This window comes from Bradyrhizobium sp. LM2.9 (assembly GCF_054056555.1).
Window position 1 is genome coordinate 6,062,199 of sequence record NZ_JBSRYJ010000002.1, and the last position, 25,482, is coordinate 6,087,680.

Genomic DNA, 25,482 nt, shown 5'->3' on the forward strand with positions numbered 1-25,482 from the left:
GGGTCGTTGCCGGGAAAATCGATCCGGCCAGTAGACCGTTCCACACGGAAACGGCAAGTCTACGTCACCATTTTAGGTCCGCGCGTCAGGTCCGTGGGATGTAGGCACGAAACCTGGCCCGGCCAATGGCGCCTTTTGGCACAGCACCGAGTGTAGCGCGTTTTATGCTTAAGGGGAAACCCGATCCTGCCCGGAAATCGCGCATCTTCAATCGTTTAAGGCGCGACTTGGCTGGATCGGCGGGGGTGAACGACACCGCTGTCGGCGCGGCCTGAATTCCCCATCCGGGACCGTTCGTCCTTGTGGAACGAGGTAGCCCTATGTTAGCCAACCGCCGCGAAATTCAGCCCAATCGGGTAAGGAGACACTCTTATGACCAACGGTAACGGCACCCCTCCCGAAGCGGCCCAGGCTCCCCAGCTCAACGTGCTGGCGCAATATACCAAGGATCTCTCGTTCGAAAATCCGAACGCGCCCAGCTCGCTCCAGCAGCAGAGCCAGCCGCCCCAGATCAACATCCAGATCAATGTCAGCGCCAACAACCTCAGCGAACAGGAGTTCGAGGTGACCCTGTCGGTCGAGGGCAAGGCCGAGACCGCCGGCAAGATCATGTTTTCGTTCGAACTCGCCTATGCCGGCGTGTTCCGGATCTCCAATGTGCCGAAGGACAATCTGCATCCGCTGGTCATGATCGAATGCCCGCGCCTGCTGTTCCCGTTCGCCCGTGAGATCATCGCGACCGCCGTGCGCGACGGCGGGTTCCCGCCCCTGATGCTGGATCCGGTCGACTTCGTCGGTCTCTATCGTCAGAACATGGAGCGGCAAATGGCCGCTCCGCCGGCCGGTCAGGCCTAACCGGCCGAAGCGGCGGCTGGAGCGGGCAAGAACTCGTTCCAGATCGCCTTGTCGCCGAGGGTCGCGATGAAGGCCCGGTGGGCCTCGCGCTCGGCGTCTGAAATCCGCGGCGTGAGCGGCACCGGCCGCTGCCGCCGCGGCGCATCGGCAGCCCCATTGACGCGCATCTCCTCGGCTTCCGAAGCCAGGAGCAGCTGCGATTGCCGGGCCCCGACCAGATCGACATAAACTTCCGCAAGCAACTCGGCGTCGAGCAACGCGCCGTGCTTGGTTCGGCGTGAATTGTCGATCGCATAGCGCGAGCAGAGATCGTCGAGCCGGTTCGACACGCCGGGATGCTTGCGCCGCGCCAGCAGCAGCGTATCGACCAGCCGCTCACGCGGGATCGCCGCGCGCTTGATCCGGTCCAACTCGGCGTTGATGAAACTGATGTCGAACGAGGCGTTGTGGATCACCAGCGGCGCGTCGCCGATGAACTCCAGAAACTCGTCGACGACCTCGTGAAACAGCTGCTTCGTCGTCAGAAACTCGGCCGACAGCCCGTGCACGGCAAAGGCTTCCGCCGGCATGTCCCTTTCGGGATTGATGTAGACGTGGAAACTCTGCCCCGTCGGCATGCGATTGAACATCTCGACGCAGCCGATTTCGACCAGGCGATCTCCACGCAGCGGATCGAGGCCGGTGGTTTCGGTGTCGAGAACGATTTCGCGCATGATTCAGGAAGCCGTGTAAGGCGGCGAATCAGGCTCGCCGCTGCGGCATCTTAACGACCTCGGCGAGGATGTGCGCGATTTGGGCGCGCACCGGTTCGAGTCCGTGTGAGGTATCCACCACGAAATCGGCACGCTTGCGCTTTTCCGCGTCGGGCGTCTGCTTGGCGATAATGGCGTCGAGCTTGGCCTCGTCCATCGTGCCGCGCGCCAGTACCCGCTCGCGCTGGAGTTCCGGAGACGTCGTCACGACGACCACGGCATCGACCCGCGTCTCGCCGCCCGTCTCGAACAGCAGCGGAATGTCCAGCACCACGACCGGCGCGTCAGCGGCGTCGGCGAAGAATTTGTTTCGGGAAGCGCCGAGCATCGGATGGACGATCTTCTCGAGCTGCTTGATGGCGGCGGGATCGTGCACCACACGCGCCGACAGTTTCGGCCGATCGACCTTGCCGTTCGCGGTGGTGCCGGGGAAGGCGGCCTCGATCGCGGGCGCAGCTTCGCCCTCATAGAGCTGATGCACGGCCGCATCGGCATCGTAGACAGGGACGCCGGCCTCCTCGAATAATTTCGCGGTGGTGGATTTGCCCATCCCGATCGAGCCGGTCAGTCCCAGGATTCGCATCAGTGCCCAGCCATATCTGCCATTCACATCGCAACTAGCCGCTCGCGCCGCAGGAACGCAAGCAGCGGCAGCAGCGGCAGGCCGAGAATGGTGAAGTGGTCGCCCTCGATACGCTCGAACAAATGGATACCCAGGCTTTCGAGCTGGTAGCCGCCGACGCTGGTGGCGACTGCATCGCCGGCGACGTCGAGATAGGCCGAAAGCTCAGCCTTGGTCATTTGCCGCATGGACAGGCGGGCGACCGAGACGTCCTCGAAGATGATCTCGCCATCGCGTGCTATCGCCACGGCGGAATTCAACTCGTGGCACTTGCCGGAGAGATCGCGCAATTGCGCCAGCGCCTGGGAGCGGCCCGCAGGCTTGTTGAACAGGCGATCGCCAAGGGCCAGCGTTTGATCCGCACCGATGACGATGCTTCCTGCATGATTGGCCGAGACTGCCGTGGCCTTTTCGCGCGCCAGCAGCAGGGCGATCTCGCCCGGACTCGAAAGCCCCGAGGCAGCCTGGATACCGCGCTCGTCGATATCAGCCGTGATGGCCTTGAACTCGAGCCCGGCATTGGCCAGCAGCATCTTTCGCGCGCTGCTCTGCGAGGCCAGGATCAACGAAGATTTGCCGAGCCACAGACCCATCGCAAGATTAATCCCAAGACTATTGAGAAGGCCGGTTACGCTGGCGATCGCTATAGAGCTTCATGATCGCCGCGGCAGTTTCCTCAATCGAGCGCCGCGTGACGTCGAGCAGCGGCCAATCGTGCTTGGCGCTCAGCTTGCGGGCGAATGCGACCTCCTCCGCGACTGACTGCCTGTCGATATAGGTGTCGCTGCTGGAATCGGCGCCCATCGAAAGCAGGCGGTTCTGGCGCACCTGAATCAAGCGTTCCGGCGTCGCATGCAAGCTCACGACCAGCGGTCGCGTTAACGTTTCCAATTGCAAGGGAACCGGAATGCCCGGAACCAGCGGCACGTTGGCAGTGCGGATGCCGCGATTGGCAAGGTAGATCGACGTCGGAGTCTTGGAGGTGCGGGAGACACCGACAAGCACCACGTCCGCATCGTCGAGCCCTTCGACATGCTGACCGTCATCATGGATCATGGTGTAGTTCAGCGCGTCAATGCGCTTGAAGTATTCGGCATTGAGCACGTGCTGGGCGCCGACCCGGCCGGTCGTGGCAGCTCCGAGATACGCCTCGAACAATTGCATCACCGGGCCGATGATCGACAGGCTCGGAACATTGATCCCCTTGCACTTGTCCTCGAGCCTGGAAACCAGGTCCTTCTCGAGCAGCGTGAACAGCACGATTCCCGGCGCTTCCTCGATCTCGTCGAGTACACGATCGAGCTGTTTCTGGCTGCGCACCAGCGGATAGACATGCTCGACCGGGGTAACGTTGGCGTACTGGGCGGCAACGGCGCGTGCGACCGTGATCAGCGTCTCACCGGTGGAGTCGGAGACGAGGTGCAGATGGAAATAATTGTTCGAGGTCGGCACAAAAGCTCTTTGTATGAAGGCGGTGTGGTTTGTGGATTTCTGTGGAGCTTAACCGCTCGGAAACGGATGTGCGACAGCAGGGGCGGGATAACCGCCAACTTTCTTCACACCACTGCCCCTGAGAACAAGTTCGACGCCCTGCCGAAAGGGAAACGGGATTACGCCGATAACCCCCTTGATAAGCTGCCGACAGAAACGCGCAAGCCTTTGAAGCTGGTCGACTTATCGAAAGCGACCAGAGCGATCGGGTATATGTTGATGGATGTGAATAAGCGCGTGGCAACGGGCGGACTGAATTGTGTGAGTCCAATTCACCGTCACATAGACTCAAACCTTAAGAATCTAAGATTCTTATTGGAGAAGGGCGCTACGGACGGATAAGTGTGCAGGCAAGACCTTAACGGGTTCTTACTATCCCCAGTTCCCTTGCCTCGGCAGAAATCCGGACGCAGAAAAATGTTCGAAGACGTCTATCTCTGGATCAAGGCACTGCATGTGATCGCCGTCATCTCGTGGATGGCGGGCATGCTCTACCTGCCAAGGCTGTTCGTTTATCATTGCGAAGCCGAGGTCGGCTCGAAGCAGTCGGAAACGTTCAAGATCATGGAACGGCGCCTGTTCAAGGCGATCATCAATCCCGCCATGATCGTCACCTGGCTCGCCGGGCTCTATCTCGCCTGGGCCGGCCATTGGTTCACCTTCGGCTGGCTGCACGTAAAACTGGCGCTGGTCCTGGCGATGTCCGCGGTCCACGGCTTTTTTTCGCGATGGTTGAAGGATTTCGCCGCGGACCGGCGCCCACGAAGCCAGAAATTCTACCGAATTATCAATGAGGTACCAACCGCCTTGATGATTTTGATCGTCATCATGGTGATCGTGAAGCCGTTCTAGGCAAGGATCGCGAACGATCGCTCAGTGCTTCGGCTTGCGGAGTGTGAGCCGATTTTCTATATTAGTGATATCCCACCCAACGCAGGCGGATGTGGTCGTGTCTGAGCTTTCCAAAAGCCGGACACCCCATCAGGTTTGAAGCCTCACCGGCGCTCTCCTTGCCAGACCTGCGGACCTTACATTCTCGCGTCCGCATTTCAGAGCCTCCTCGCACCCCCTCCCCAGGTTACCCCACAGGACCACCCCAATGCGGGAAATTAAACTCCAGGACCTCAAGTCGAAGACGCCGGCCGAGCTTGTCTCGTTTGCGGAAGAGAACGGGGTCGAGAATGCCAGCACCATGCGCAAGCAGGAGCTGCTGTTTGCCATCCTCAAGCAGCTTGCGATCGCGGAGACCGACATCGTCGGCGAAGGCGTCGTCGAGGTTCTCTCCGACGGCTTCGGCTTCCTGCGCTCGCCCGATGCGAATTATCTACCGGGCCCGGACGACATCTACGTTTCGCCCTCGCAGATCCGCCGTTTTGGCCTGCGCACCGGCGACACCATCGAAGGGCACATCCGCAGCCCGAAAGAGGGCGAGCGCTACTTTGCGCTGCTGAAGGTCAACACGCTCAATTTCGAGGACCCGGAAAAGGCCAAGCACAAGGTCAATTTCGACAACCTCACGCCGCTGTTTCCGAATCAGCGTTTCCGCATGGAAATCGAGGATCCGACGCGGAAAGACCTATCTGCAAGGGTGATCGACATCGTCGCGCCGATCGGCAAGGGCCAGCGCGCGCTGATCGTCGCGCCGCCGCGCACCGGTAAAACCGTGCTGATGCAGAACATCGCGCATTCGATCGCGCATAATCATCCTGAGTGCTATCTGATCGTGCTCTTGATCGACGAACGTCCGGAAGAAGTCACGGACATGCAGCGCTCGGTGAAGGGCGAGGTCGTCTCCTCGACCTTCGACGAGCCGGCGGTGCGCCACGTCCAGGTCGCCGAGATGGTGATCGAGAAGGCCAAGCGCCTGGTCGAGCATGGCCGCGATGTCGTGATCCTGCTCGATTCGATCACGCGCCTCGGGCGCGCCTACAACACCGTGGTGCCGTCATCCGGCAAGGTGCTGACCGGCGGTGTCGACGCCAACGCGCTGCAACGCCCCAAGCGCTTCTTCGGTGCCGCCCGCAACATCGAGGAGGGCGGCTCGCTGACGATCATCGCGACCGCGCTGGTCGATACCGGCAGCCGCATGGACGAAGTCATCTTCGAAGAGTTCAAGGGCACCGGTAACTCGGAACTGATCCTCGACCGCAAGGTCTCGGACAAGCGGACCTTCCCGGCGATCGACATTTCCCGCTCCGGCACCCGCAAGGAAGAGTTGATCACCGATCCACTGGTCCTGAAGAAGATGTACGTGCTCCGGCGCATCCTGAACCCGATGGGTACGATGGACGGCATCGACTTCCTGCTCGACAAGCTGCGCTCGACCAAGAGCAATTCCGAGTTCTTCGACTCGATGAACACCTGAGCCAGGTGCAGCGTGGAATCAGAGGGCGCCTCCGGGCGCCCTTTTCTTTTGTGCGGCTTTGTTGCAGCGAAGGTGCAGCATGGTTGGGCATTTTCGGCTTAACCCGATTTTATCATAAGTCTTTGATATTATTTTAGTAATCATAGAATTCTGGAATGCCACTTTAATCGGCGGCGAGCAATTTTACAGCAAACCTCGTCCCGGACATATTGCATCGCAATATGGATTTTGCTGCGGGAATTGGTGCAGCAAAACCACCCGATGCGTCGCCCGAAACTGACGTTTGCCTTTTCCCCATCAGCCGGACAAATAGGCCATGCATCCGCGAGACCAGACCATCTTTGCATTGTCGTCCGGCCGCCCGCCGAGCGCGCTCGCGGTGGTGCGCGTCTCCGGGCCCGGCGCCAGCCTGGCGCTGACAACGTTGGCAGGTAAACTGACAAAGCCGCGGCAGGCCAGCCGCCGGTTGCTTCGTGACGGCGCGGGCCAGCCGATCGACGACGCGGTGGTGCTGTGGTTTTCGGGGCCGGCCAGCGCGACCGGCGAGGACGTCGCCGAATTTCACGTCCATGGCGGCCGCGCGGTGCTGGCCGCACTCCTCGCCGCTATTTCCGTAATTCCGAACATGCGCGCCTCAGAGCCCGGCGAGTTCACGCGGCGCGCGTTCGAGAACGGCAAGCTCGATCTGACCGAGGCGGAGGGCCTCGACGATCTCATTCATGCCGACACCGACCGCCAGCGCCGCCAGGCGCTACGGCAGCTGCGGGGCCTGCTCGGCAATCGCGCGCGCGACTGGCGTGAGCGCATCATCGAGGCCTCGGCCTTGATCGAGGCCGGCATCGATTTCTCCGACGAGGGCGATGTGCCCGCCGAGTTGAGGGCGCCTGCGGTCAAGGCGATCAGGGCCCTGCACGGCGAAGTCGCAGAAGTCCTTGCGGCACAGGGACAAGCTGAACGTCTGCGCGACGGTCTGGTGGTTGCGATTGCGGGCGAGCCGAATGTCGGCAAGTCGACACTCATCAACCAGCTCGCGCGCCGCGACGTCGCGATCGTCTCGCCGCATGCCGGCACGACACGTGATGTGATTGAAGTGCAGCTCGATCTCGACGGCTATCCCGTCACGGTGATCGACACCGCCGGCATTCGCGAGACCGATGATCCGGTCGAGCAGGAGGGTGTCCGCCGGGCGCAAGCGCGGGCCGAAGACGCCGACCTCGTGTTGTGGCTGGTGGAGGGTGGCAGCGCTGTCGATCCGGACGCGATGGGGTCGCTGGGGAAGTCCGGCAGCGGGAGCAGTCCCTCCAGCGGCTCGGTCTGGATCGTGCGCAACAAGATCGATCTCAGCGGGGTCAAGGACGCCAGGCCGCGCGGCGAGTTCGGAATCTCAGCGAGCCGAGGCGACGGCATTCCCGAGCTGGTCGATGCCCTCGTGAAATTCGCCGCGGACTTCTTCGGAACGACCGAGGGCGTCTTAGTGACCCGGGCCCGCCAGCGGGATCTGTTAGGTCGGGCATCGGACAGCTTGCGCCGGAGTCTGGAGCTTATAGAAGAGGGCGAGGAGCTTGCCGCCGAAGAACTGCGTGCTGCCGCCTATGCCTTGGGCCGGCTGTTGGGTCGGGTGGACGTCGAGGATGTCCTCGGGGCGATTTTCCAGAAGTTCTGTATCGGAAAGTAGCGCTAGTTCTTCATTGTAGGACTAGCTCTTATTCCACTTCTTGCTGTTTCACGTGAAACATGCCGGCGCGGTTCCTTTGTTGTTTCACATGAAATAGTTCCTTTTTTATTGCACCGAAACCAGCAGGTAATACAAGGTCATGGCTACGGTGCATGGGGTTGTTTTTACGAAAGTGCTTTGCCGAGACGGGATCCTGTTTCACGTGAAACCACCGCCTCAACCAGTTTGCACTTCCGGCTTGTGCGCCACTGAGCTAAAAGTCCGCCTATGCGAACAGAGCGAGAGAGCTTCGACGTCATCGTGATTGGCGGCGGTCATGCCGGCTGTGAGGCCGCGGCTGCTTCTGCCCGCATGGGCGCAGCGACCGCTCTGGTGACGCATCGATTCTCCACGGTCGGTGCGATGTCCTGCAATCCCGCCATCGGCGGTCTCGGCAAGGGTCATCTGGTTCGTGAGGTCGATGCACTCGATGGTCTGATGGGTCGGGTCGGCGATGCCGGCGGAATCCAGTTCCGTGTTCTCAACCGTCGCAAGGGGCCGGCTGTCCGTGGACCGCGCGCGCAGGCCGACCGAAAGCTCTATGCCGCCGCGATGCAGACGGCGATCCGGGAGACCGAGGGTCTTTCCGTTGTCGAGGGCGAGGCGGACGAGCTGATCGTGATCGAGGGCCGCGTGACCGGCTTGCGTCTAGCGGATGGGCGCGAACTTCGGGCAGGGGCCGTGGTGGTCACCACCGGCACCTTCCTCCGCGGCCTGATCCATCTCGGTGAGAAGAACTGGCCGGCCGGCCGGGTTGGCGAGGCTCCTGCGATGGGCCTTTCGACCTCCTTCGAGCGAGCCGGGTTCACCCTTGGACGGCTCAAGACGGGGACTCCGCCGCGTCTGGATGGCACGACGATCGACTGGTCTGCCGTCGAGATGCAGCCGGGCGACGAGCCTCCGGAGCCGTTTTCGGTGATGACCGAGCGGATCACGACGCCGCAGATCCAGTGCGGGATCACCCGGACCACACCCGCGACCCACGAGGTGATCCGGGCCAATGTCCATCGCTCCCCGATGTACTCCGGCCAGATCAAGAGCTCCGGACCGCGCTATTGCCCCTCGATCGAGGACAAGATCGTTCGCTTCGGCGATCGCGACGGTCACCAGATATTCCTGGAGCCTGAAGGGCTCGACGACAGCACTGTCTATCCCAACGGCATCTCGACTTCGCTGCCGGGGGAGGTCCAGCTCGCCATCCTCGCAACCATTCCCGGCCTGGAGCGGGTGAAGATGGTCCGGCCGGGCTATGCCATCGAATACGACCACGTCGATCCCCGGGAGCTGGATCCGACCCTCCAGACCAAGCGACTTCGCGGTCTATTCCTGGCCGGGCAGATCAACGGCACGACCGGCTACGAGGAAGCCGCCGGCCAGGGCATCGTGGCTGGGCTGAATGCGGCGCTGGCCGCCAGCGGCGCCGAACTGACGGTGTTCGATCGTGCCGATGGCTATCTCGGTGTGATGATCGACGACCTCGTCACCCGCGGCATCAGCGAGCCCTATCGGATGTTCACCTCAAGGGCCGAGTACCGGCTGACGCTGCGCGCCGACAATGCCGATCAGCGTTTGACCGAGAAGGGCATCGCCTTGGGATGCGTTGGCAGTGCCCGGACGCTGCATCATCGGGCCAAGATGGACGCTCTGAATGCGGCACGAGTGCTATCGAAGTCACTGACGATCACCCCAAACGAAGCCATCAAGCACGGGCTGTCCCTGAACCGGGATGGCCAGCGTCGATCGGCCTTCGAGCTGATGGCGTATGCCGACATCGGCTGGAGCCAGGTCCGCGCGATCTGGCCGCCGCTCTCTGCCATTGATCCCGTCATTGCGACCCATCTCGAGATCGATGCCAAGTACGATGTCTATCTGGAGCGCCAGAGCGCGGACGTCGAAGCCTTCAGGCGGGATGAGGGGATGGTGCTGTCGGACGTCGATTACCAGCAGGTCCCCGGTCTTTCCAATGAGGTCCGGGCCAAGCTGGAGAAGGCGCGGCCGTTCACCGTCGGCCAGGCCGGCCGGATCGACGGCATGACTCCGGCGGCGCTCGGCATCCTCGCCGCCTATCTTCGCCGTGAGGCGCGGAAGGCTTCCAAAGCAATCGCATAGGCGTTTCACGTGAAACAACGCGGGCCGGGCGGCGGTAGATCGTCATCAGGAAAACCCTCGGCGGGCGAGGGCACTGGTCTTCGCTCCGAACCGGCGCCGATCACGCCGAAGCTCGACAAGGCCAGCGCCAACGATCAGTCGCTGGACTCCATCGTCGCTGCCGACAAGATCGCGGCGCTCAAGCTCGCGCCCGTTTCACATGAAACGGAAGCCCGGCTCGATCGCTACATCGCACTGCTCCGGGAATGGCAAGCCAAGACCAACCTCGTCGCGCCCTCGACCTTGCCGCATCTCTGGACCCGGCACATCGCCGACTCGCTTCAGCTCGTGGCGCTCGCGCCGTCGGCCAAACGCTGGGCCGACCTCGGCAGCGGCGGCGGTTTTCCTGGGGTCGTCCTCGCCTGCGCCATGGCGGGGACCGCCGAGGCGAGCGTCCATCTGGTCGAGCGAACCGCCAAGAAGGCGGCCTTCCTGCGCGAAGCTATTCGCGTCACGACATCTCCGGGAGTCGTACATCTCGCCGAGATCGGGGATAATGTGGATAGAATCACCGGCCCGGTCGATTGCGTCACCGCGCGTGCGCTGGCTCCGCTACACCAGCTCATCGGCTTTGCGGAGCCGCTGATGCGCCAGGGCGCAAAAGCGTTGTTTCTCAAGGGTCAAGATGTAGAGTCTGAATTGACCAAAGCCACTAAATATTGGAATATTCAGCCGCAGCTCCACCAAAGCCGGACAGGTGACGGTTGGATCGTCGAGCTGGCTTCCGCCGAACGGCGCAGGTGAGGCGTTCAGGGGTCGAGTGGGGAATTTGCGATGAGCGTGATTGACGAACCGCAGCAGGAACAGACCGCCGCCGTCCCCCAGGGCCATCCGCGCATCCTGGCGCTGGCGAATCAGAAGGGCGGCGTGGGAAAGACAACCACGGCGATCAATCTCGGCACGGCGCTCGCGGCGATTGGCGAACGCGTCCTGATCGTCGATCTCGATCCGCAGGGCAACGCCTCGACCGGCCTCGGCATCGATCGCCGCAACCGCTCCTGCTCGACCTATGACGTTCTGGTGGGCGAGGCGAGCCTGCGAGAAGCGGTGGTGTCGACTGCCGTGCCGCGGCTGCATATCGCGCCCTCGACCATGGATCTCTCCGGCCTCGAGCTCGAGCTCGGCACCACGCCCGGTCGTGCCTACAAGCTGCGTGACGCGATCAGCACGCTCAACAACAACGTCTCGCCCGACGCCGATTACACCTACGTGCTGATCGACTGTCCACCCTCGCTCAACTTGATCACCGTGAACGCGATGGCGGCTTCCGACGCGATCCTGGTGCCGCTGCAGTGCGAGTTCTTCGCGCTCGAAGGTCTGTCGCAATTGCTGCAGACGGTGGAGCAGGTGCGCTCGACGCTCAATCCGAACCTGTCGATCCACGGCATCGTGCTGACCATGTTCGACTCGCGCAACAACCTCTCGAACCAGGTCGTTGCCGACGTCCGGCAGTTCATGGGCGAAAAGGTCTACAAGACCATGATCCCGCGCAACGTGCGCATCTCGGAGGCGCCGTCCTATGGCAAGCCGGTGCTGGTCTACGATCTCAAATGCGTCGGCAGCGAAGCTTACTTGCGGCTCGCCACCGAAGTGATCCAGCGCGAGCGCGAGCTGCGGACGACGCATTGAGGTGCGCTAATTCGTAGGATGGGTAGAGCGCAGCGAAACCCATCATCGAACGCGCCAACAGCGATGGGTTTCGCTTCGCTCTACCCATCCTACAAGTTTCGAGAATTCAGTTCTGGAGTGCGCTCAAGTGAATCCAAGGGAGCTGACGATGGCCGACGAAGCGCGTTCGCGATTGGGCCGGGGTCTTGCGAGTCTGATCGGGGACGTCGGCGGCGAGGCTCAGCATGTCGACCGCCCGCGCGCGCAGCGCAAGGTGCCGATCGAATTCATCAAACCCAATCCGCGCAACCCGCGCCGCGCTTTTTCGGAGGCCGAGCTCAAGGAGCTCTCTGACTCCATCAAGCAGCATGGCGTGATCCAGCCGATCGTGGTGCGTCCGGTGAAGGGCGGGCAGGACCGCTTCGAGATCATCGCGGGCGAACGGCGTTGGCGTGCCTCGCAGATGGCCGGCCTGCACGAAGTGCCGATCGTCCCCGTCGACATCAGCGACAGCGATGCGCTGGAGTTCGCGATCGTCGAGAACGTGCAGCGCGAAGACCTCAACCCGATGGAAGAAGCGCTCGGGTATCACGCGCTCGCCAACGAGTTCAAACGCAGCCAGGACGACATCGCCAAAGTCGTCGGCAAGAGCCGCAGCCACATCGCCAACATGATGCGGCTGACGAAGCTGCCCGACCAGGTGCAAGCCTTGATCACGAGCGGCGAGCTGACCGCAGGTCACGCCCGTGCGCTGATCGGCGTGCCCGATCCGCTCGCGGCTGCCAAGCGCATCGTCGAAGAGGGCCTCAACGTCCGCCAGACCGAAGCGCTGGCGCATGAAGAGGGCGTGCCGGAACGCAAGCCGCAGAAGGCGCGCACGGGGGCGAAGGAAAAGGACCCCGACACGGTCGACCTGGAGAAGCGCGTCAGCGACGCGCTCGGCCTCAAGGTCACGGTGAGCCACCGCGACCCCGGCGGCTCGGTCCAGATCAATTATCGCAATCTCGACCAGCTCGACGAGGTAATGCGGCGGCTGGCGAAGGGCGCGCTGTAGGCCGTCATTCGTACTCTCTTACCCTCACCCTGAGGAGCTGCGAAGCAGCGTCTCGAAGGGCAAGGGCCCGGGCCTTCATCCTTCGAGACGCGCGCAAGAGCGCGCTCCTCAGGATGAGGAATTAACGCCCATCCACACGTCATTGCGAGCGCAGCAAAGCAATCCAGAATCTTTCTGCGGAGAGACTCTGGATTGCTTCGTCGCTTGCGCTCCTCGCAATGACGAGGGGAGAGAGAGACACTCTCGCAATGACGCGCGGAGAGAACGGAAGTTCAGCCCCGCCGCTTCGCGTTCGCGGCGATCGACATCAGCGTGCGCTGGGCGATGGCGGCGGCGAGGGTGGATTGCTTGCGGGTGTCGAGCGCAGCGGTCGCGAGCTGCTCGATGATGGCGGCGAGCCGCGCCACGCTGAAATTGCGCAGCGCGGTTTCGACCGCGGGCTTTCGTGAAAAATGCAGGCGCGGATAGCCGCTGTCGAGCACCGCGGAAGCGGGCGTGCCGTCGGCGATTGCGAGCGCCGATTTGTGCAGCCACGCCGCCTGACGCAGCGCCGCAGAGATGATCACGCCGGGATAGGTGCCGGCGATCATGGCTTTGGCGAACTCGTTCTCGACGATCTCGGGCCGGCCGGCGAAGGCGCCGTCGACGATCGGATCGAGTTTCAGCTCCGACGCATCGGCGACGACGGCCATCACGTCGTCCAGCGTGATCTCGCCCTTGCCATGGGCATAGAGCGTGAGCTTGCGCAGCTCGTTGCGCGAGGCCTGGCGGTCGCCGCCGAGGAACGACATCAGCGCCGCGCGGGCGTCCTGCGCGATGCGCAGATTGGCGATGCGGAGCTCGTCTTCCATCAACTTGGCTAGGTCGCGCTCGGTGTCGGGATAGCAGGCCATCGCGACGGCCGTCTTGGCACGCTCGCAGGCCTTGCGCAGTGGCGATTCCGGGCGCAGCTCGCCGGCCTCGATCACGATGCGGCAATCCTTCACGCCCATCTCCGCCAGCGTATCGATGCCGCTGGCAAAGCTTCGCGAGCCGGCGCGGATGCGGATGGCGCGGCGGCCGCCGAACAGCGGCACCGTCATCGCTTCGTCCACGAGCCGCGACGGCTCGGCGGAGAGCTCGTCGCCATCGAGCTTGACCAGCGAGAAGGGATCGTTGGGATCGTCGACAGCCGAGGCGATCAGCGCATCGGCGCGTTCGCGCACGAGGCCGGCATCGGGACCATAGAGCAGGATGATCGGACGGCCCGCATCGGGGCGGGCGAGAAAGGCGTCGATCTCTTTTCCGCGCAGCGCGACCATGTTGCCTGAGGTTCGTCGTTCCGGGTGCCCCGGAATGACGGGATGAATTAAGTGCCCGCGGTGAAGAACGAGGCGAGGCGCGTCGTGATGTTCTCGGCGATCTCGTTGGCGGCGCGATCCTCGGCATCACGTACCGCGCGGTTGCGGCTGAAGCGCTGATAGGAGCCGGGCATGTCGTAGGACACGCGCGAGAACGTGGTGCCGGTCATCACCGACTTCCCGCTGACGACCTCGATCAAATTGTACTGGGCGTCGAGGCCGTAGTTTTCGCTGCTCGGCAGGCCCGGTATTGGCATCGACGATCAGCGACGACTTGCTGCTTGAGAAGCGGATCTCAAGGCGGTGGGTCGGCGGCATGCCGGTGGCGGTGCCATAGAGCTTAAAGGCCAGCGCGTTGCGGACCTCGACGCCGACGCGGGCCTCGCGGGAGGCATTCGCTTTGGCGATCGGGGGCAGATCGACCCCCATCAGCTTCTCGCGCAGGCCGGGGGTGCCGTCGGTGCGCTCGGCGTACATCGGCTGGAAGCAGCCGGCCGTCAGGGCCGCCAGGGCGGCAACCGCCAGCAAGCGGGCTGCGATGCGGATCCTAGCCGACAACATTCACGATCCTCTTGGGGACGATAATCACCTTGCGGACGGGCTTGCCGTCCAGAGCCAGTTTTACCGCATCGAGGGCCAAAACGGCAGCCTCGATTTCCGGATTCTCGGCCGCTGTTGCAACTGTGACCTCGCCCCGCTTCTTGCCGTTGACCTGGACCACCAGGGTCACGCTGTCTTCAATCAGCAAATCGCGTTCGATTTGGGGCCAATTGGCCTCGGAAACCAGCCCGCTGTGGCCCAGAATCTGCCAACACTCCTCGGCCAGGTGCGGCATCATCGGGGAGAACAGCTGGACCAGGATCTGGCTGGCCTCCCGGATCGCCCAGACGAGGTCGGGGGTGGGCTGGCCGGGGCGCTGCAATACTTCCGAAAACGTATTGGCGAATTCGCGGATATGGGCGAGGCAGACGTTGAAGTGCAGCCGCTCGATTCCGGTGGTGACCTTGTCCAGCGCGCCATGGGCGGCCTTGCGCAAGGCGGTGGCGTCCGGGCCGAAGCTGGCCGGGCGAGCCGCCGGCGCGGTCTTGCCCAGTTCCATGGAGTCGTTCACCAGCCGCCACAGCCGCTGCAGGAAGCGCGAGGCGCCCTGGACGCGCTCGTCGCTCCAGATCACGTCGCGGTCGGGCGGGGAGTCCGACAGCATGAACCAGCGGGCGACGTCGGCGCCGTAGCTCTCGATGATGTCGTCGGGGTCGACCGTGTTCTTCTTCGACTTCGACATCTTCTCGATCGGGCCGATCTGGATGTCTTCGCCTGACGTCAGCAGCGTCGCGCGGCGGCCGTTGGCGCCGGTCTCGACCTTGACCTCGACCGGTTGCACATAGGTGCCGTCGGCCTTCTGATAGGTCTCGTGCACCACCATGCCCTGCGTGAACATGCCGGCGAACGGCTCGTCCAGCGCAATGTGCCCGGTCGCCTTCATCGCACGCGTGAAGAAGCGGCTGTAGAGCAGATGCAGGATCGCGTGCTCGACGCCGCCGATATATTGGTCGACCGGCAGCATCCGGTTGGCGACCTCTGGCGTCGTCGGCGCGTTCTCGTTCCAGGGATCGGTGAAGCGCGCAAAGTACCAGGACGAATCCACGAAAGTGTCCATGGTGTCGGTTTCGCGTTGCGCCTTGCCGCCGCATTGCGGGCAGGTCACGTGCTTCCAGGTCGGATGATGATCGAGCGCGTTGCCGGGTTTGTCGAAGGTCGCATCATCAGGCAGTATGACGGGCAGGTCGGCGTCCGGCACCGGCACCACATCGCATTTGGGGCAGTGGATGATCGGAATCGGGCAGCCCCAGTAGCGCTGGCGCGAAATGCCCCAGTCACGCAGGCGGAAGTTCACTTGGCGCTCGCCGACCGGCGCGTTGCCGCGCAGCTCGGTTTCGAGACGCTTCGCCACGTCGTCCTTGGCCTGATCGATGGTCATGCCGTCGAGGAAGCGCGAATTGATCATGCGGCCGTCACCATCATAGGCGGTGTCGGTGATGACGAACGATTTCGGATCCTGGTCCTCGGGGCACACCACCGGAATGTTGCCGAGACTGTACTTGTTGACGAAGTCGAGATCGCGCTGGTCATGCGCGGGGCAGCCGAAGATGGCGCCGGTGCCGTATTCCATCAGCACGAAGTTGGCGACATAGACCGGCAGCTTCCAGGAGGGATCGAACGGGTGGACCGCACGGATGCCGGTGTCAAAGCCCTGCTTCTCAGCGGTGTCGATGACTTCCTGCGCGGTGCCGATCTTCTTGATCTCGGCAATGAACTCGGCAAGTTTCGGATTCTTCGCCGCGGCGGCCTGCGCCAGCGGATGATCGGCCGAGATCGCCATGAATTTTGCGCCGAACAACGTGTCCGGGCGCGTCGTGAAAATCTTCAGCTCGCTCTCGCCGGCCGGCGTCGTCGCCGCATCGAGCGCGAAGCGGATCAACAGGCCTTCCGACCGGCCGATCCAGTTGCGCTGCATCAGCCGCACCTTGTCGGGCCAGCGGTCCAGCGTATCCAGTGCCGACAGCAGCTCCTGCGAGTACTTCGTGATCTTGAAGACCCACTGGCTCATTTCCCGTTGTTCGACAACGGCACCCGAACGCCAGCCTTTGCCGTCGATCACCTGCTCGTTGGCGAGCACGGTCATGTCGACGGGGTCCCAGTTCACCTTGCGCTTTTCGCGCTCGGCGAGGCCTTCGCGCAGGAAGGTCCAGAAACATCTTCTGCTGGTGCTTGTAGTAGCTGGGATCGCAGGTCGCGATCTCGCGGCTCCAGTCCAGCGACAGCCCGATCGAGCGGAGCTGCTTCTTCATCGCGGCGATGTTGTCGTAAGTCCAGGCCTTCGGCGCGACCTTGCGCTCGATGGCGGCGTTCTCGGCCGGCAGGCCGAAGGCGTCCCAGCCCATCGGATGCAGCACGTTGAAACCCTTGGCGCGCATGAAGCGGGCCAGCACGTCGCCGAGGGTGTAATTGCGGACATGGCCGATATGGATGCGCCCCGACGGGTAGGGGAACATCTCCAGCACATAGTATTTCGGCCGCGCATCGTCGTTCTTGGAGACGAAGATCGCCTGCTGGTCCCAGGCGGCTTGCCAGCGCGGTTCGGAGTCGCGGGCGTTATAGCGTTCGGAGGTCATGGAATCGTTGGGTTTTCGTGGGTTCGGCCGTCTAAAGACGGCGGACTAGGCCATAGAAGTCCTCAAGGGGTCAATGGGTTGCCGCAATTTGGGAACCTTCGGCGCTGCACCGCATAACTACTGAGGCCGCGTTGGGGTGTGATTAAGGGGTCGATGCGAGTTTGCGGCCGACCAGAACTCTCAAGACTTGTGATGGACGCCAGCTTCGACGATCCCGATTACGACTATGCCGCGTCCATTGCCGGACGGGCGATGCGGAGCATGGCCGAACAGCGGATCCCCGCAACGCCGACCAATTTCGCCGTCTGGTTCCAATATTTCGCGGGAACCCATGACGATCTGCGCAACGCGATCGATCTCCTGATTGATCACAATCGGCCCTTCGACGTCAGGACCAATCAGGATCTGTTCGAGACCTACGTCGCGCCCCGGGTGAGCGCCGTCGTTGTCGACACGTCCGAGCGGCTGCATAGCCTGATGGGTGCGGCGAAGGATTTTCTCGCGACTGCGATTGCCGACAATCACTCCCAGATGCAAGCGATCAACGAGGTCGCCGACCAGGGCAACGCCGGGTGTCGACCCCAAAGCACTGGTTGCCCAGCTCATGAACGAGTTGGGCCGCGCGGCCACCCGCGCGACTCGGCTCGAGGCGGGCTTTGCGGAAAAGACCCGCGAGCTCGACGTGATCCGCGACTCTCTCTCCAAATCCGAGGAGCGTGCCCGGACCGATACGCTCACTGGCCTTGCCAACCGGCGGGCGCTCGATGAATTCCTGCGCAAGGCGCAGGCGACTGCGGACTGGGGTGAGCCGCTCAGCGTGCTGATGCTCGACATCGACCACTTCAAGACCTTCAACGACAGTTTCGGCCACGGCGTCGGCGACCAGGTGCTGCGCCTGATGGCAAAGGTGTTGCGCGAAAAGGTCCGCGAGCAGGATCTATCGGCGCGCTACGGCGGCGAGGAGCTGATCGCGGTGCTGCCGGATGCCGATCTGGCCGCCTGCGCCGAGGTCGCCGAGCGAATCAGGCGAGCAATCGCGGAATCCAGGATCACCCGTCGCTCGACCGGCGAGGTCCTGCCTGACATCACGGTTTCGATCGGCGTGGCGCAGTATCGGATCGGCGAGGCGACCGCCGACCTCATCGAGCGCTGCGACCGCGCGCTCTATCGCGCCAAGAACGGCGGCCGCAATCGTGTGGTGACGGAGATCGAGCTCGATCGCGCCGCGGCCGCGGGTTAGCCCTCAACCGGCCATCATCATTTCCGCAGCGCCGTTGTCGATCACCGTGATGCCGTGCTCGACGACGTTGTTGCGGCCGCGGTGTTTGGCGGCGTAGAGCGCGGCGTCGGCGGCTTCGATCAAATCGCCGGGGCGCAGACTCTCGTTTGGCTTGGCCGCGGCAACACCGATCGAGACGGTGACGATCATATGGGCGGAAGTGATGTGCGGCAGGCACAGCTTCAATACGGCCGCGCGGGCCTGCTCGCCGATTTCGACGGCGCGCGCCGCGTCGGTGTTCGGCAGCAACAGGCAGAATTCCTCGCCGCCATAGCGGGCCGCGAAGCCCATCGTGTCGGCGGCGATGCCGGACAGCGACTCGCCGAGCCTGGTCAGGCAAGAATCGCCTTCGAGATGACCATAGGTGTCGTTGAACAGTTTGAAATGGTCGACGTCGATCATCAAAAGCGCGAGCTCGCTGCCATATTGCTGCGCGCGCATCCATTCGAAGTCGAGCCGGCTCTGGAAGCCGCGGCGGTTGGCGAGCCCCGACAACATGTCGATCGAGGCCATCACCGTGAGCCGGTCGTTGCTCGCCATCAGCTCGCGTTCGCGCTGGCTCAGCTGCGCGGCCATCGCGTTGAGCGCGCGGGCCAGCGGCACGAACTCGGCCGGCAGACGATTGCGCGCAGCGCGCGCCGACAGATCGCCCTCGCCAAGGCGCTTGGCCATATCGGCCAGCATCTCGATCGGCTTGATCACCAGCTTTTCGGCGGCGATCAGCGCGCCGAGCAGGACGAACACGACGACGAAAGCGAGCTGGAGATAAGCGGTGCGGATGTCGCGGCTCACGGCCGCAGACACCTTGTCCTCGTCGATGCTGGCGATCAGGCGGGCATTGGTGCCGGCGATGCGGATATAACTGACCGCGCGGCGGGAGCCGTCGGCGGCGAGGAAAGACAATGCGCCCTCGTCCTGGTCCGACCGCAGCGCCTTGTCGGCGATCGCGGACATCAGCGGCATGTTGTCGAGCGGACGACCGACCGCGCTGTGCTGGTCGGCCGGTGCCGCCAGCACGGTGCCGGCGCTGTCGACCAGGACGGCGGTGATGCCGGCGCGGCCCCCCAGATTGCTCATGACCTTCGACATCCAGTCGAGGTTGACGGTGGCAAGCACGACGGCATCGGCTACGCCGCTGAAGGCGGACACCGGGTAAACCGCCATCACGGTCGGCGCCAGCACCGGCCGCGACAGGATGAAGTCGCTCAGCACGAAGCGGCCGGTTTCCTGTGCCTGCTGGAAGTACGGCCGGTCACTGAGATCGAGGCCGACATACATGTTGTTGGTGGCGCACTGAATGCGCCCGTCCTGGCCGGCGATCAGAAGCGTACGGATCCAGGGAAGATTCGACGGCAGGCTCGCGCGCAGCACGTCACAGCTCTTGCTGATGCCGCCGGCGGAGGCGCGGATGAAGGCTTCAGATTTCAGGATGGTCTCGACTGACGAGATCACCTCGCGCTGGGCGTCGGCGCTGTGCCTTGCGACGCTGGTGAATTCAGCTGCGGCCTGCGCGATCTGCTTCGTGCGCGTGTTTTCGAGCGAACGGATGCGCTCGAACATCAAGGGCGCCACCAGAATTACCGCGAGCAACGCAAGCCGCGCCCGGATTCCGAGAACCTGCTTGAGTTTCGCTCGTTTGCGGTTGAAACTGACGTTTGCCATCTTCGCTGCCCACCCGCGGCCAAGGTAAAGCGAAGGGTTCAAAAACTCTTTCTTGAACTCGGTAAAATTAGAACTAGCTCCGCAACAACCAGAACCCATGCGACATCATGACTGAAGCCAACGCCGCGCCGGTAACCGGCGATTCACCAAACGCGCTCGCCGCGGTCGAAGCCGAAATCGCGCGCGCCTGCGCGGATGCGCGGCGCGAACGTGCCTCCGTGACGCTGATCGCGGTCTCGAAAACTTTCGCAGCAGATGCAATTACCCCGGTCATCGATGCCGGACAGCGCGTATTCGGTGAGAATCGCGTGCAGGAGGCCAAGGGCAAGTGGCCCGCGTTAATTTCTGTTTACTCCGATATTGCGTTGCATCTGATCGGGCCGCTGCAATCCAACAAGGCGAAAGAGGCCGTGGCGCTGTTCGATGCCATCCATTCGGTCGACCGTCCGAGCATTTGCCAAGCGTTAGCCAAGGAAATCGAATCTCAGGACAAGCACCCGGAGCTGTTCGTCCAGATCAATATCGGCGAGGAGCCGCAGAAGGCCGGCATTGCCCCCGGGGAGGCCGACGCCTTCATCGCGAGCTGCCGCGACACCTACGGGCTGAGGATCTCCGGGTTGATGTGCATCCCAAGCCGGTGGACGAGCCGCCGGCGGCGCATTTCGCGCTGACCGCCAAGATCGCCGCGCGCAATGGATTGAACAAGCTCTCGATGGGCATGAGCGCGGATTTTGCGACCGCCATCATGCTCGGCGCCACGCATGTGCGTGTGGGAAGCGCGATCTTCGGGCACCGCTGAATTATAGCCGCGACGACGGCGGAGCGCGTAGCGCCTATGCGAACCCCACCGACACCTTCCCCAGCACCCCAAAATCCACCGCAAAATGATCGCCGGCCTGGATCGGCAGCGGCGGATGGCACGTGCCCGTGGTCACCACCTCCCCTGCCCGCAAGGTGAGGCCGAGGCCACGCAGCTCGTTGGCCAGCCAGACCAGGGCGATTCGGGGATCGCCGAGCACGTTCTTGCCGTGGCCGAGATAGCGCTCGCCGCGTAGCGTGATCTGCGGCCGCTCCTCGACGAGATCCATGGCGCGCCAGTTCGAAGTGGTCGCCGCACCCAGCACGAACAGATGCGCGCAGGCATTGTCGGCGATGAGCTGCGCCTCGCCGGCGCCTGCGAAATCGGCAAAGCGCGAATCGGGAATCTCGATTGCAGGATGCAAGCCGTCCACGGCGGCCAGCACCTCGTCGACGGTGTACGCCGCCGCGCGCGGCGGCAGATCGCGTCCCATGCGGAAAGCGAACTCAGGCTCGCCGACGCGCATCGCGTTGCCCTTCATCGCAGCCGTGCCGTCATCGGCGATCACGGTGTCGCTCATGATGCGGCCGGCCAGCGGTCCCGCGACATTGATGTGCTTTTGTCCGGACTCGCTCGTTGCTGCGATCTTCCAGCCGAACAATGTCCCGCTGAGCGCAGCCTGCACGGCGTAGCCCTCAGCGCGGCTCTGTGGCCGCAACCGTGGCTCCAGCGCGTCAAGCTTGGTGCCGTCGCGCCAATGTTGAACGAGGACGCGCGATGCGGCGGCGATCTGATCCCTGTCGAGCATGTATCCTCACCCGATGATGATTTTTGTTTTTGGTCCCAGCCGCCGCAGCAATTGTCGCATCGCCGCTTTGGTCATCGCGACGCAGCCTGCGGTCGGGCCGAAATTGTCGCGGGCCAGATGCAAGAACACCGCGCTGCCGCGGCCGGCGATGCGCGGCCTCGTGTTGTGGTCGATTTCGATGATGAAGTCATAGAGATGGTCGGTCCGCTTGAGCCGGTCACCGCCCTGCCCCTCGCCGAGCCGGATTCCCTGATTGTAATGACGGTCCCCGGGATCCTCGCACCAGGCGTCCGTGTCGCCGATGCTCCTCGCCGGCAAGAAAGTCTGCGGGCGGCTGTGCCGGTCGCCCCGCCACCACAAGCGACTGGGACGGAAGCTGCCCCTCGGGGTGCCGCCATCGCCCTCGCGCTTGTTGGCCAGAATGCCGCCCCGCCCGAGCGCAACCGGAATCGTCAGCGCCCCCGCGGTCAGCCAGCCCCGGCATGGATTCCCCGCCGCAGGCTTAATGCGGATCGCGGACAATGGTCCGGCGCCTCGGTTCATGGTGTAACTAGCTGAAGCAGCTTTGTTTTTCATGTGAACGTGCAATGTCGAATTCATTACAGGACATTCATCGAAGCGCCCTGCTATTCTGGGTTAGAGTGGTTCTGGCTTGTGAATCGGTAACAGCCCACTACTTCAACACGAACAACAATAATAACAGCGACCCCTAAACTTCCCTCTCGGCTGGGTGCAGCATGGATGCGCGCCGCGCCGGACCCCAAAAGGATGACCCCCTATGGCCAATGCCCGCAAGATCCTGATCGTGGATGACGATACCGATCTGCGCGATACGTTGGTGGAGCAATTATCGCTGCACGAGGAATTTGAAGCCTCCGCCGTCGATACCGGCGCCAAGGGCGCGAGCGCCGCGAAGGCCAATGCTCCCGATCTCGTCCTGATGGATGTTGGCTTGCCCGACACCGATGGCCGTGAAGTGGTCCGTTCCTTACGCAAGGGCGGGTTCAAGGCTCCGATCATCATGCTCACCGGGCATGACACCGATTCCGACACGATTTTGGGGCTGGAATCCGGCGCCAACGACTATGTCGCAAAACCCTTCCGCTTCGCGGTTCTGTTGGCTCGTATCCGCGCCCAGCTCCGCCAGCACGAAGCCAGCGAGGACGCGGTGTTCTCGGTCGGCCCCTATTCTTTCCGGCCCGGCTCCAAGATGCTGACCGCCGCCAATGCGCGCAAGGTCCGGCTGACGGAGAAGGAAACCGCCATCCTCCGCTTCCTCTACCGGGCCGGCCAGATGCCGGTCTCGCGCGAGACCCTGCTCCAGGAGGTCTGGGGCTACAATTCCGGCGTCACCACCCACACGCTGGAAACCCACATCTACCGCCTTCGCCAGAAGATCGAGAAGGACGCCGCCAACCCCGAGATCCTGGTCACGGAAGCCGGTGGCTACAAGCTGGTGCCGTGATACGCTTCAGGGGCGTGCGAATCGTTTTAGATCGCGTGCCTTTGAGCCTCGGACCTGAATGTCAATCGACGACGATGTAGCGCTTCTCGAGCGTGTCCCGACACTGCGCCTGTTGGGAGACGCTTCGTTGCGCATGCTGGCGATCGGCTCCGAGCAGCGTGACTTCGTCCGCGGCGACGTCCTGTTCAATCTCGGCGACGATGCCGATGCCGGCTTCGTGGTCCAGCGCGGCGCCTTCCGGGTCGACGACGGTGCCGGCGCTGAAATGATCGCAGGTCCCGGTGCTCTGATCGGAGAGCTGGCGCTGGTGGTACCGATGAAGCGGCCGTCGAGCGCGATCGCACTGGAGCACGCCACCGTCATCCGCGTCGCGCGCAGCCTGTTTCAGCGCGTGCTCGAAAGCGACCCTGCCGCCGCCGTCCGCCTTCGCGACGAATTCGCGGTTCGCTCCAGCCAGATCGCCAGCGATATCCTGATGGCGGGCGCGAAGCTGACGTCGTAGTCCTGAGAAGCATCCGTAGCCCGGATTTCGCTGCGCTCCATCAGGGCTGCAAGATCACACCTCCAGCGTCACCGTGACCGGCACATGGTCCGACGGCCGCTCCCAGCTCCGCGCATCGCGAAGAATCTTGAAATCGCTGACCGTATCCTTCAGCGCGCGCGAGACCCAGATGTGGTCGAGCCTGCGGCCACGGTCGCCGACGGTCCAGTCCGCGGAGCGGTAGCTCCACCACGTATAGACCTTCTCCGACATCGGAATGCGCTCGCGCGCGACGTCGACCCACTCGCCGGCGGCTAGCGCGGCTTGCAGCTTCTCGGTTTCGACAGGCGTATGCGAGACCACTTTCAGAAGCTGCTTGTGCGACCAGACGTCGTTCTCATGCGGCGCGACGTTGAGATCGCCGACCAGGATGTGGCGATCCTCGCCGCGCGGGTGCAGCGGCTCGCACGCCTTCATCTCGTCGAGGAAGCGGAGCTTGTGGTCGAATTTCTCGTTCAGCGCGGGATCGGGAATGTCACCGCCGGCGGGCACGTAGAAATTATGCACCACCAGGGGCTTTGCGATCCCGGCCTTCTCTCCGAACGACACCGAGATGTGGCGTGAATCCACCTTGTCGCAGAAGGTGCGGATGTCCTTCGACTCGAACGGAATCCTCGAGACGATGGCGACGCCGTGATAGCCCTTCTGCCCGTTCAGCGCGACGTGCTCATAGCCGAGCCGCTTGAAGCGCTTCAACGGAAAAGCGTCATCGATGCACTTGGTTTCCTGGAGACACAGCACGTCCGGTCGCGCGCTCTTGAGAAATTTCGCGACCAGATCGATGCGCAGCCGCACCGAATTGATGTTCCAGGTTGTCAGGGAAAAACGCATGAGATTGATCTAACAAACTCCATACGTCCCTGACCGGGCTTGACCCGGCCATCCACGCCTTTTTGTAGGTCCAGAACGTGGATGCCCGGGACAAGCCCGGGCATAACGATCGTCGGAGCAGCGAGTAGGTCTCAGCCCGGCGCGGGGCCGTAATTGGTAAAATCGATCTTGAACATGCCGGGATCGAGCTTCTTGCTCGTGTCGAGATTGTAGACCGCGATCGTGGTGTCGTAGCCCTGCGGGTCGGTGACGGTCCATTGCTTGAGCTGGCCGTCCTTGGCGCCGAACATCAGCATCAGGCGGCTGGTGCCGACCAGCGCCTGCTTCTCCTCGATGGTGACGCTGACGAAGACGTCGTCGGCCGAGACGTTGACGACGTTGGTGTCCTTCATCAGATCGATGCGGTCGGACAGCAGGAATCGCAGCGGCGTCTGCGACAGCGGATAGACGTCCTGCGTCGCGAGCTTGCGGTCGCGCACCACCAGCGACGATCCGTCGGCGACGATGTCGATCGGGCTCGGCGCGTCATATTCGAAGCGCACCTTGCCCGGCTTCTGGATGTAGAAGTCGCCTTGCGTCTTGCTGCCGTCGGGACCGACCTGAACGAAATTCCCAACCAGCGTCGACAACGACGACAGGTAGGCGCTGACCTTGGCGGCCTGGGCCTTCTGATTGGCATCGAAGGTCTGGAAGATGCTGCTCGGCACGTTGCGGCGCGGATCCGGAATCACCGGATTCGGCGGTGTCTGAGTCGCGCCGGTGATCGACGGGCCCCCGGCAGTGGCACCGCCATCGCGGCCCTTCGGCGCGGGCTTCGGCACGGGAACGGTCTGCGCGAACGACGTCGCGGTCACCATCGCGGCGGTGACGAGAAGCACGCCGGCCATGCGCGCGCTTCGCGCAGCGACGATGGCAGCGAATCGAATGTCCGGATGTCTGATCAACGCGTCGTCCTGTGTGGCTGGGCGCCCTTTT

Annotated in this window: 21 protein-coding genes and 4 pseudogenes; 12 read left to right on the forward strand and 13 right to left on the reverse strand. The window is 63.2% G+C overall.

The window, feature by feature from the left end; genetic code table 11:
* Positions 1–372 precede the first annotated feature (372 nt).
* Positions 373–855, forward strand: a complete 483-nt coding sequence (secB, locus tag ACVWW3_RS31245; RefSeq protein ID WP_247352580.1) for a protein-export chaperone SecB — start codon at positions 373–375, stop codon at positions 853–855.
* Here secB and dnaQ read toward each other — a convergent pair.
* Genes dnaQ through ACVWW3_RS31265 form a run of 4 tightly spaced genes read right to left on the reverse strand, consistent with a single transcriptional unit; the run spans position 852 to position 3,681 of the window.
* A complete protein-coding gene (dnaQ, locus tag ACVWW3_RS31250; protein ID WP_456647628.1) occupies positions 852–1,568 on the reverse strand; it encodes a DNA polymerase III subunit epsilon in 717 nt (238 codons plus the stop codon). The genes secB and dnaQ overlap by 4 nt on opposite strands.
* Before the next feature lie 28 nt (positions 1,569–1,596).
* Positions 1,597–2,190 carry a dephospho-CoA kinase gene (coaE, locus tag ACVWW3_RS31255; RefSeq protein ID WP_247352576.1) on the reverse strand — a complete coding sequence of 198 codons (594 nt, stop codon included), beginning with the start codon at positions 2,188–2,190 and terminating at the stop codon, positions 1,597–1,599.
* A gap of 23 nt (positions 2,191–2,213) precedes the next feature.
* Positions 2,214–2,822 (reverse strand): Maf family protein, encoded by a 609-nt coding sequence (locus ACVWW3_RS31260; protein WP_456647627.1) that lies wholly within the window; start codon positions 2,820–2,822, stop codon positions 2,214–2,216.
* Positions 2,823–2,841: 19 nt separating this feature from the next.
* Positions 2,842–3,681 (reverse strand): pyruvate, water dikinase regulatory protein, encoded by an 840-nt coding sequence (locus ACVWW3_RS31265; protein WP_354106397.1) that lies wholly within the window; start codon positions 3,679–3,681, stop codon positions 2,842–2,844.
* Between the two features lie 456 nt (positions 3,682–4,137).
* On the opposite strand from ACVWW3_RS31265, the gene hemJ reads away from it, so the two are divergent.
* The 3 genes from hemJ to mnmE all read left to right on the forward strand — a co-directional run bounded on the left by hemJ (position 4,138) and on the right by mnmE (position 7,760).
* On the forward strand, positions 4,138–4,572 hold the full coding sequence (gene hemJ / locus ACVWW3_RS31270; protein ID WP_354106396.1) for a protoporphyrinogen oxidase HemJ: 435 nt from the start codon (positions 4,138–4,140) through the stop codon (positions 4,570–4,572).
* Positions 4,573–4,819: 247 nt separating this feature from the next.
* Positions 4,820–6,085, forward strand: a complete 1,266-nt coding sequence (rho, locus tag ACVWW3_RS31275) for a transcription termination factor Rho (protein ID WP_456647626.1) — start codon at positions 4,820–4,822, stop codon at positions 6,083–6,085.
* Between the two features lie 316 nt (positions 6,086–6,401).
* On the forward strand, positions 6,402–7,760 hold the full coding sequence (gene mnmE / locus ACVWW3_RS31280) for a tRNA uridine-5-carboxymethylaminomethyl(34) synthesis GTPase MnmE (protein WP_456647625.1): 1,359 nt from the start codon (positions 6,402–6,404) through the stop codon (positions 7,758–7,760).
* Between the two features lie 28 nt (positions 7,761–7,788).
* Here mnmE and ACVWW3_RS31285 read toward each other — a convergent pair whose 3' ends face one another.
* Positions 7,789–7,962 carry a hypothetical protein gene (locus tag ACVWW3_RS31285; RefSeq protein WP_456647624.1) on the reverse strand — a complete coding sequence of 58 codons (174 nt, stop codon included), beginning with the start codon at positions 7,960–7,962 and terminating at the stop codon, positions 7,789–7,791.
* Positions 7,963–8,027: 65 nt separating this feature from the next.
* Between ACVWW3_RS31285 and mnmG the strand changes: the two genes are divergently transcribed.
* The 4 genes from mnmG to ACVWW3_RS31305 all read left to right on the forward strand — a co-directional run bounded on the left by mnmG (position 8,028) and on the right by ACVWW3_RS31305 (position 12,609).
* Entirely contained in the window at positions 8,028–9,908 is a 1,881-nt protein-coding gene (mnmG, locus tag ACVWW3_RS31290; RefSeq protein ID WP_456647623.1) for a tRNA uridine-5-carboxymethylaminomethyl(34) synthesis enzyme MnmG, read from the forward strand.
* 99 nt (positions 9,909–10,007) lie between these two features.
* Positions 10,008–10,691: a 16S rRNA (guanine(527)-N(7))-methyltransferase RsmG gene (gene rsmG, locus ACVWW3_RS31295; RefSeq protein ID WP_456649715.1), complete on the forward strand. Its 684-nt coding sequence runs from the start codon at positions 10,008–10,010 to the stop codon at positions 10,689–10,691.
* A gap of 30 nt (positions 10,692–10,721) precedes the next feature.
* Positions 10,722–11,576, forward strand: a complete 855-nt coding sequence (locus ACVWW3_RS31300; protein ID WP_247448231.1) for a ParA family protein — start codon at positions 10,722–10,724, stop codon at positions 11,574–11,576.
* Between the two features lie 148 nt (positions 11,577–11,724).
* On the forward strand, positions 11,725–12,609 hold the full coding sequence (locus ACVWW3_RS31305) for a ParB/RepB/Spo0J family partition protein (RefSeq protein ID WP_456647622.1): 885 nt from the start codon (positions 11,725–11,727) through the stop codon (positions 12,607–12,609).
* 272 nt (positions 12,610–12,881) lie between these two features.
* Here the strand turns inward: ACVWW3_RS31305 and holA are convergent, their stop codons facing one another.
* From holA to leuS, 3 genes and pseudogenes are all read right to left on the reverse strand, one after another.
* Positions 12,882–13,910 carry a DNA polymerase III subunit delta gene (gene holA / locus ACVWW3_RS31310; protein WP_456647621.1) on the reverse strand — a complete coding sequence of 343 codons (1,029 nt, stop codon included), beginning with the start codon at positions 13,908–13,910 and terminating at the stop codon, positions 12,882–12,884.
* Between the two features lie 47 nt (positions 13,911–13,957).
* Positions 13,958–14,510, reverse strand: a pseudogene (gene lptE, locus ACVWW3_RS31315) (LPS assembly lipoprotein LptE).
* Positions 14,497–17,122: pseudogene (gene leuS / locus ACVWW3_RS31320) on the reverse strand (leucine--tRNA ligase). The pseudogenes lptE and leuS overlap by 14 nt, the downstream one beginning before the upstream one ends.
* Before the next feature lie 192 nt (positions 17,123–17,314).
* Here leuS and ACVWW3_RS31325 point away from each other — a divergent pair.
* Positions 17,315–18,362 (forward strand): annotated as a pseudogene (locus tag ACVWW3_RS31325) (diguanylate cyclase).
* A 3-nt stretch (positions 18,363–18,365) separates the two neighbouring features.
* Here the strand turns inward: ACVWW3_RS31325 and ACVWW3_RS31330 are convergent.
* Positions 18,366–20,063, reverse strand: a complete 1,698-nt coding sequence (locus ACVWW3_RS31330; protein WP_456647618.1) for a sensor domain-containing diguanylate cyclase — start codon at positions 20,061–20,063, stop codon at positions 18,366–18,368.
* Positions 20,064–20,170: 107 nt separating this feature from the next.
* Between ACVWW3_RS31330 and ACVWW3_RS31335 the strand changes: the two are divergent.
* A pseudogene (locus tag ACVWW3_RS31335) lies at positions 20,171–20,862 on the forward strand (YggS family pyridoxal phosphate-dependent enzyme).
* A 34-nt stretch (positions 20,863–20,896) separates the two neighbouring features.
* Here ACVWW3_RS31335 and ACVWW3_RS31340 read toward each other — a convergent pair.
* Both ACVWW3_RS31340 and ACVWW3_RS31345 read right to left on the reverse strand, forming a co-directional pair.
* On the reverse strand, positions 20,897–21,670 hold the full coding sequence (locus ACVWW3_RS31340) for a 2-keto-4-pentenoate hydratase (protein WP_456647616.1): 774 nt from the start codon (positions 21,668–21,670) through the stop codon (positions 20,897–20,899).
* A gap of 6 nt (positions 21,671–21,676) precedes the next feature.
* Complete coding sequence (locus ACVWW3_RS31345; protein ID WP_456649714.1) at positions 21,677–22,213, reverse strand: L,D-transpeptidase family protein; 537 nt, start codon at positions 22,211–22,213, stop codon at positions 21,677–21,679.
* A 235-nt stretch (positions 22,214–22,448) separates the two neighbouring features.
* Between ACVWW3_RS31345 and ACVWW3_RS31350 the strand changes: the two genes are divergently transcribed.
* Positions 22,449–23,135 (forward strand): response regulator transcription factor, encoded by a 687-nt coding sequence (locus ACVWW3_RS31350; RefSeq protein WP_007598630.1) that lies wholly within the window; start codon positions 22,449–22,451, stop codon positions 23,133–23,135.
* A 58-nt stretch (positions 23,136–23,193) separates the two neighbouring features.
* A complete protein-coding gene (locus ACVWW3_RS31355) occupies positions 23,194–23,637 on the forward strand; it encodes a cyclic nucleotide-binding domain-containing protein (protein WP_247447912.1) in 444 nt (147 codons plus the stop codon).
* 54 nt (positions 23,638–23,691) lie between these two features.
* Here the strand turns inward: ACVWW3_RS31355 and xth are convergent, their stop codons facing one another.
* Positions 23,692–24,507, reverse strand: coding sequence for an exodeoxyribonuclease III (xth, locus tag ACVWW3_RS31360; protein ID WP_456647615.1), 816 nt, complete (start codon positions 24,505–24,507; stop codon positions 23,692–23,694).
* Between the two features lie 131 nt (positions 24,508–24,638).
* On the reverse strand, positions 24,639–25,394 hold the full coding sequence (locus ACVWW3_RS31365; RefSeq protein ID WP_247352892.1) for an outer membrane lipoprotein carrier protein LolA: 756 nt from the start codon (positions 25,392–25,394) through the stop codon (positions 24,639–24,641).
* Positions 25,395–25,482 lie beyond the last annotated feature (88 nt).

Coding starts and splice junctions, on each gene's coding strand:
- secB (WP_247352580.1), top strand. CDS start 373: ATGACCAACGGTAACGGCACCCCTCCCGAAGCGGCCCAGGCTCCCCAG.
- dnaQ (WP_456647628.1), bottom strand. CDS start 1,568: ATGCGCGAAATCGTTCTCGACACCGAAACCACCGGCCTCGATCCGCTG.
- coaE (WP_247352576.1), bottom strand. CDS start 2,190: ATGCGAATCCTGGGACTGACCGGCTCGATCGGGATGGGCAAATCCACC.
- ACVWW3_RS31260 (WP_456647627.1), bottom strand. CDS start 2,822: ATGGGTCTGTGGCTCGGCAAATCTTCGTTGATCCTGGCCTCGCAGAGC.
- hemJ (WP_354106396.1), top strand. CDS start 4,138: ATGTTCGAAGACGTCTATCTCTGGATCAAGGCACTGCATGTGATCGCC.
- rho (WP_456647626.1), top strand. CDS start 4,820: ATGCGGGAAATTAAACTCCAGGACCTCAAGTCGAAGACGCCGGCCGAG.
- mnmE (WP_456647625.1), top strand. CDS start 6,402: ATGCATCCGCGAGACCAGACCATCTTTGCATTGTCGTCCGGCCGCCCG.
- mnmG (WP_456647623.1), top strand. CDS start 8,028: ATGCGAACAGAGCGAGAGAGCTTCGACGTCATCGTGATTGGCGGCGGT.
- ACVWW3_RS31300 (WP_247448231.1), top strand. CDS start 10,722: ATGAGCGTGATTGACGAACCGCAGCAGGAACAGACCGCCGCCGTCCCC.
- ACVWW3_RS31305 (WP_456647622.1), top strand. CDS start 11,725: ATGGCCGACGAAGCGCGTTCGCGATTGGGCCGGGGTCTTGCGAGTCTG.
- holA (WP_456647621.1), bottom strand. CDS start 13,910: ATGGTCGCGCTGCGCGGAAAAGAGATCGACGCCTTTCTCGCCCGCCCC.
- ACVWW3_RS31330 (WP_456647618.1), bottom strand. CDS start 20,063: ATGGCAAACGTCAGTTTCAACCGCAAACGAGCGAAACTCAAGCAGGTT.
- ACVWW3_RS31340 (WP_456647616.1), bottom strand. CDS start 21,670: ATGCTCGACAGGGATCAGATCGCCGCCGCATCGCGCGTCCTCGTTCAA.
- ACVWW3_RS31345 (WP_456649714.1), bottom strand. CDS start 22,213: ATGAACCGAGGCGCCGGACCATTGTCCGCGATCCGCATTAAGCCTGCG.
- ACVWW3_RS31350 (WP_007598630.1), top strand. CDS start 22,449: ATGGCCAATGCCCGCAAGATCCTGATCGTGGATGACGATACCGATCTG.
- ACVWW3_RS31355 (WP_247447912.1), top strand. CDS start 23,194: ATGTCAATCGACGACGATGTAGCGCTTCTCGAGCGTGTCCCGACACTG.
- xth (WP_456647615.1), bottom strand. CDS start 24,507: ATGCGTTTTTCCCTGACAACCTGGAACATCAATTCGGTGCGGCTGCGC.
- ACVWW3_RS31365 (WP_247352892.1), bottom strand. CDS start 25,394: ATGGCCGGCGTGCTTCTCGTCACCGCCGCGATGGTGACCGCGACGTCG.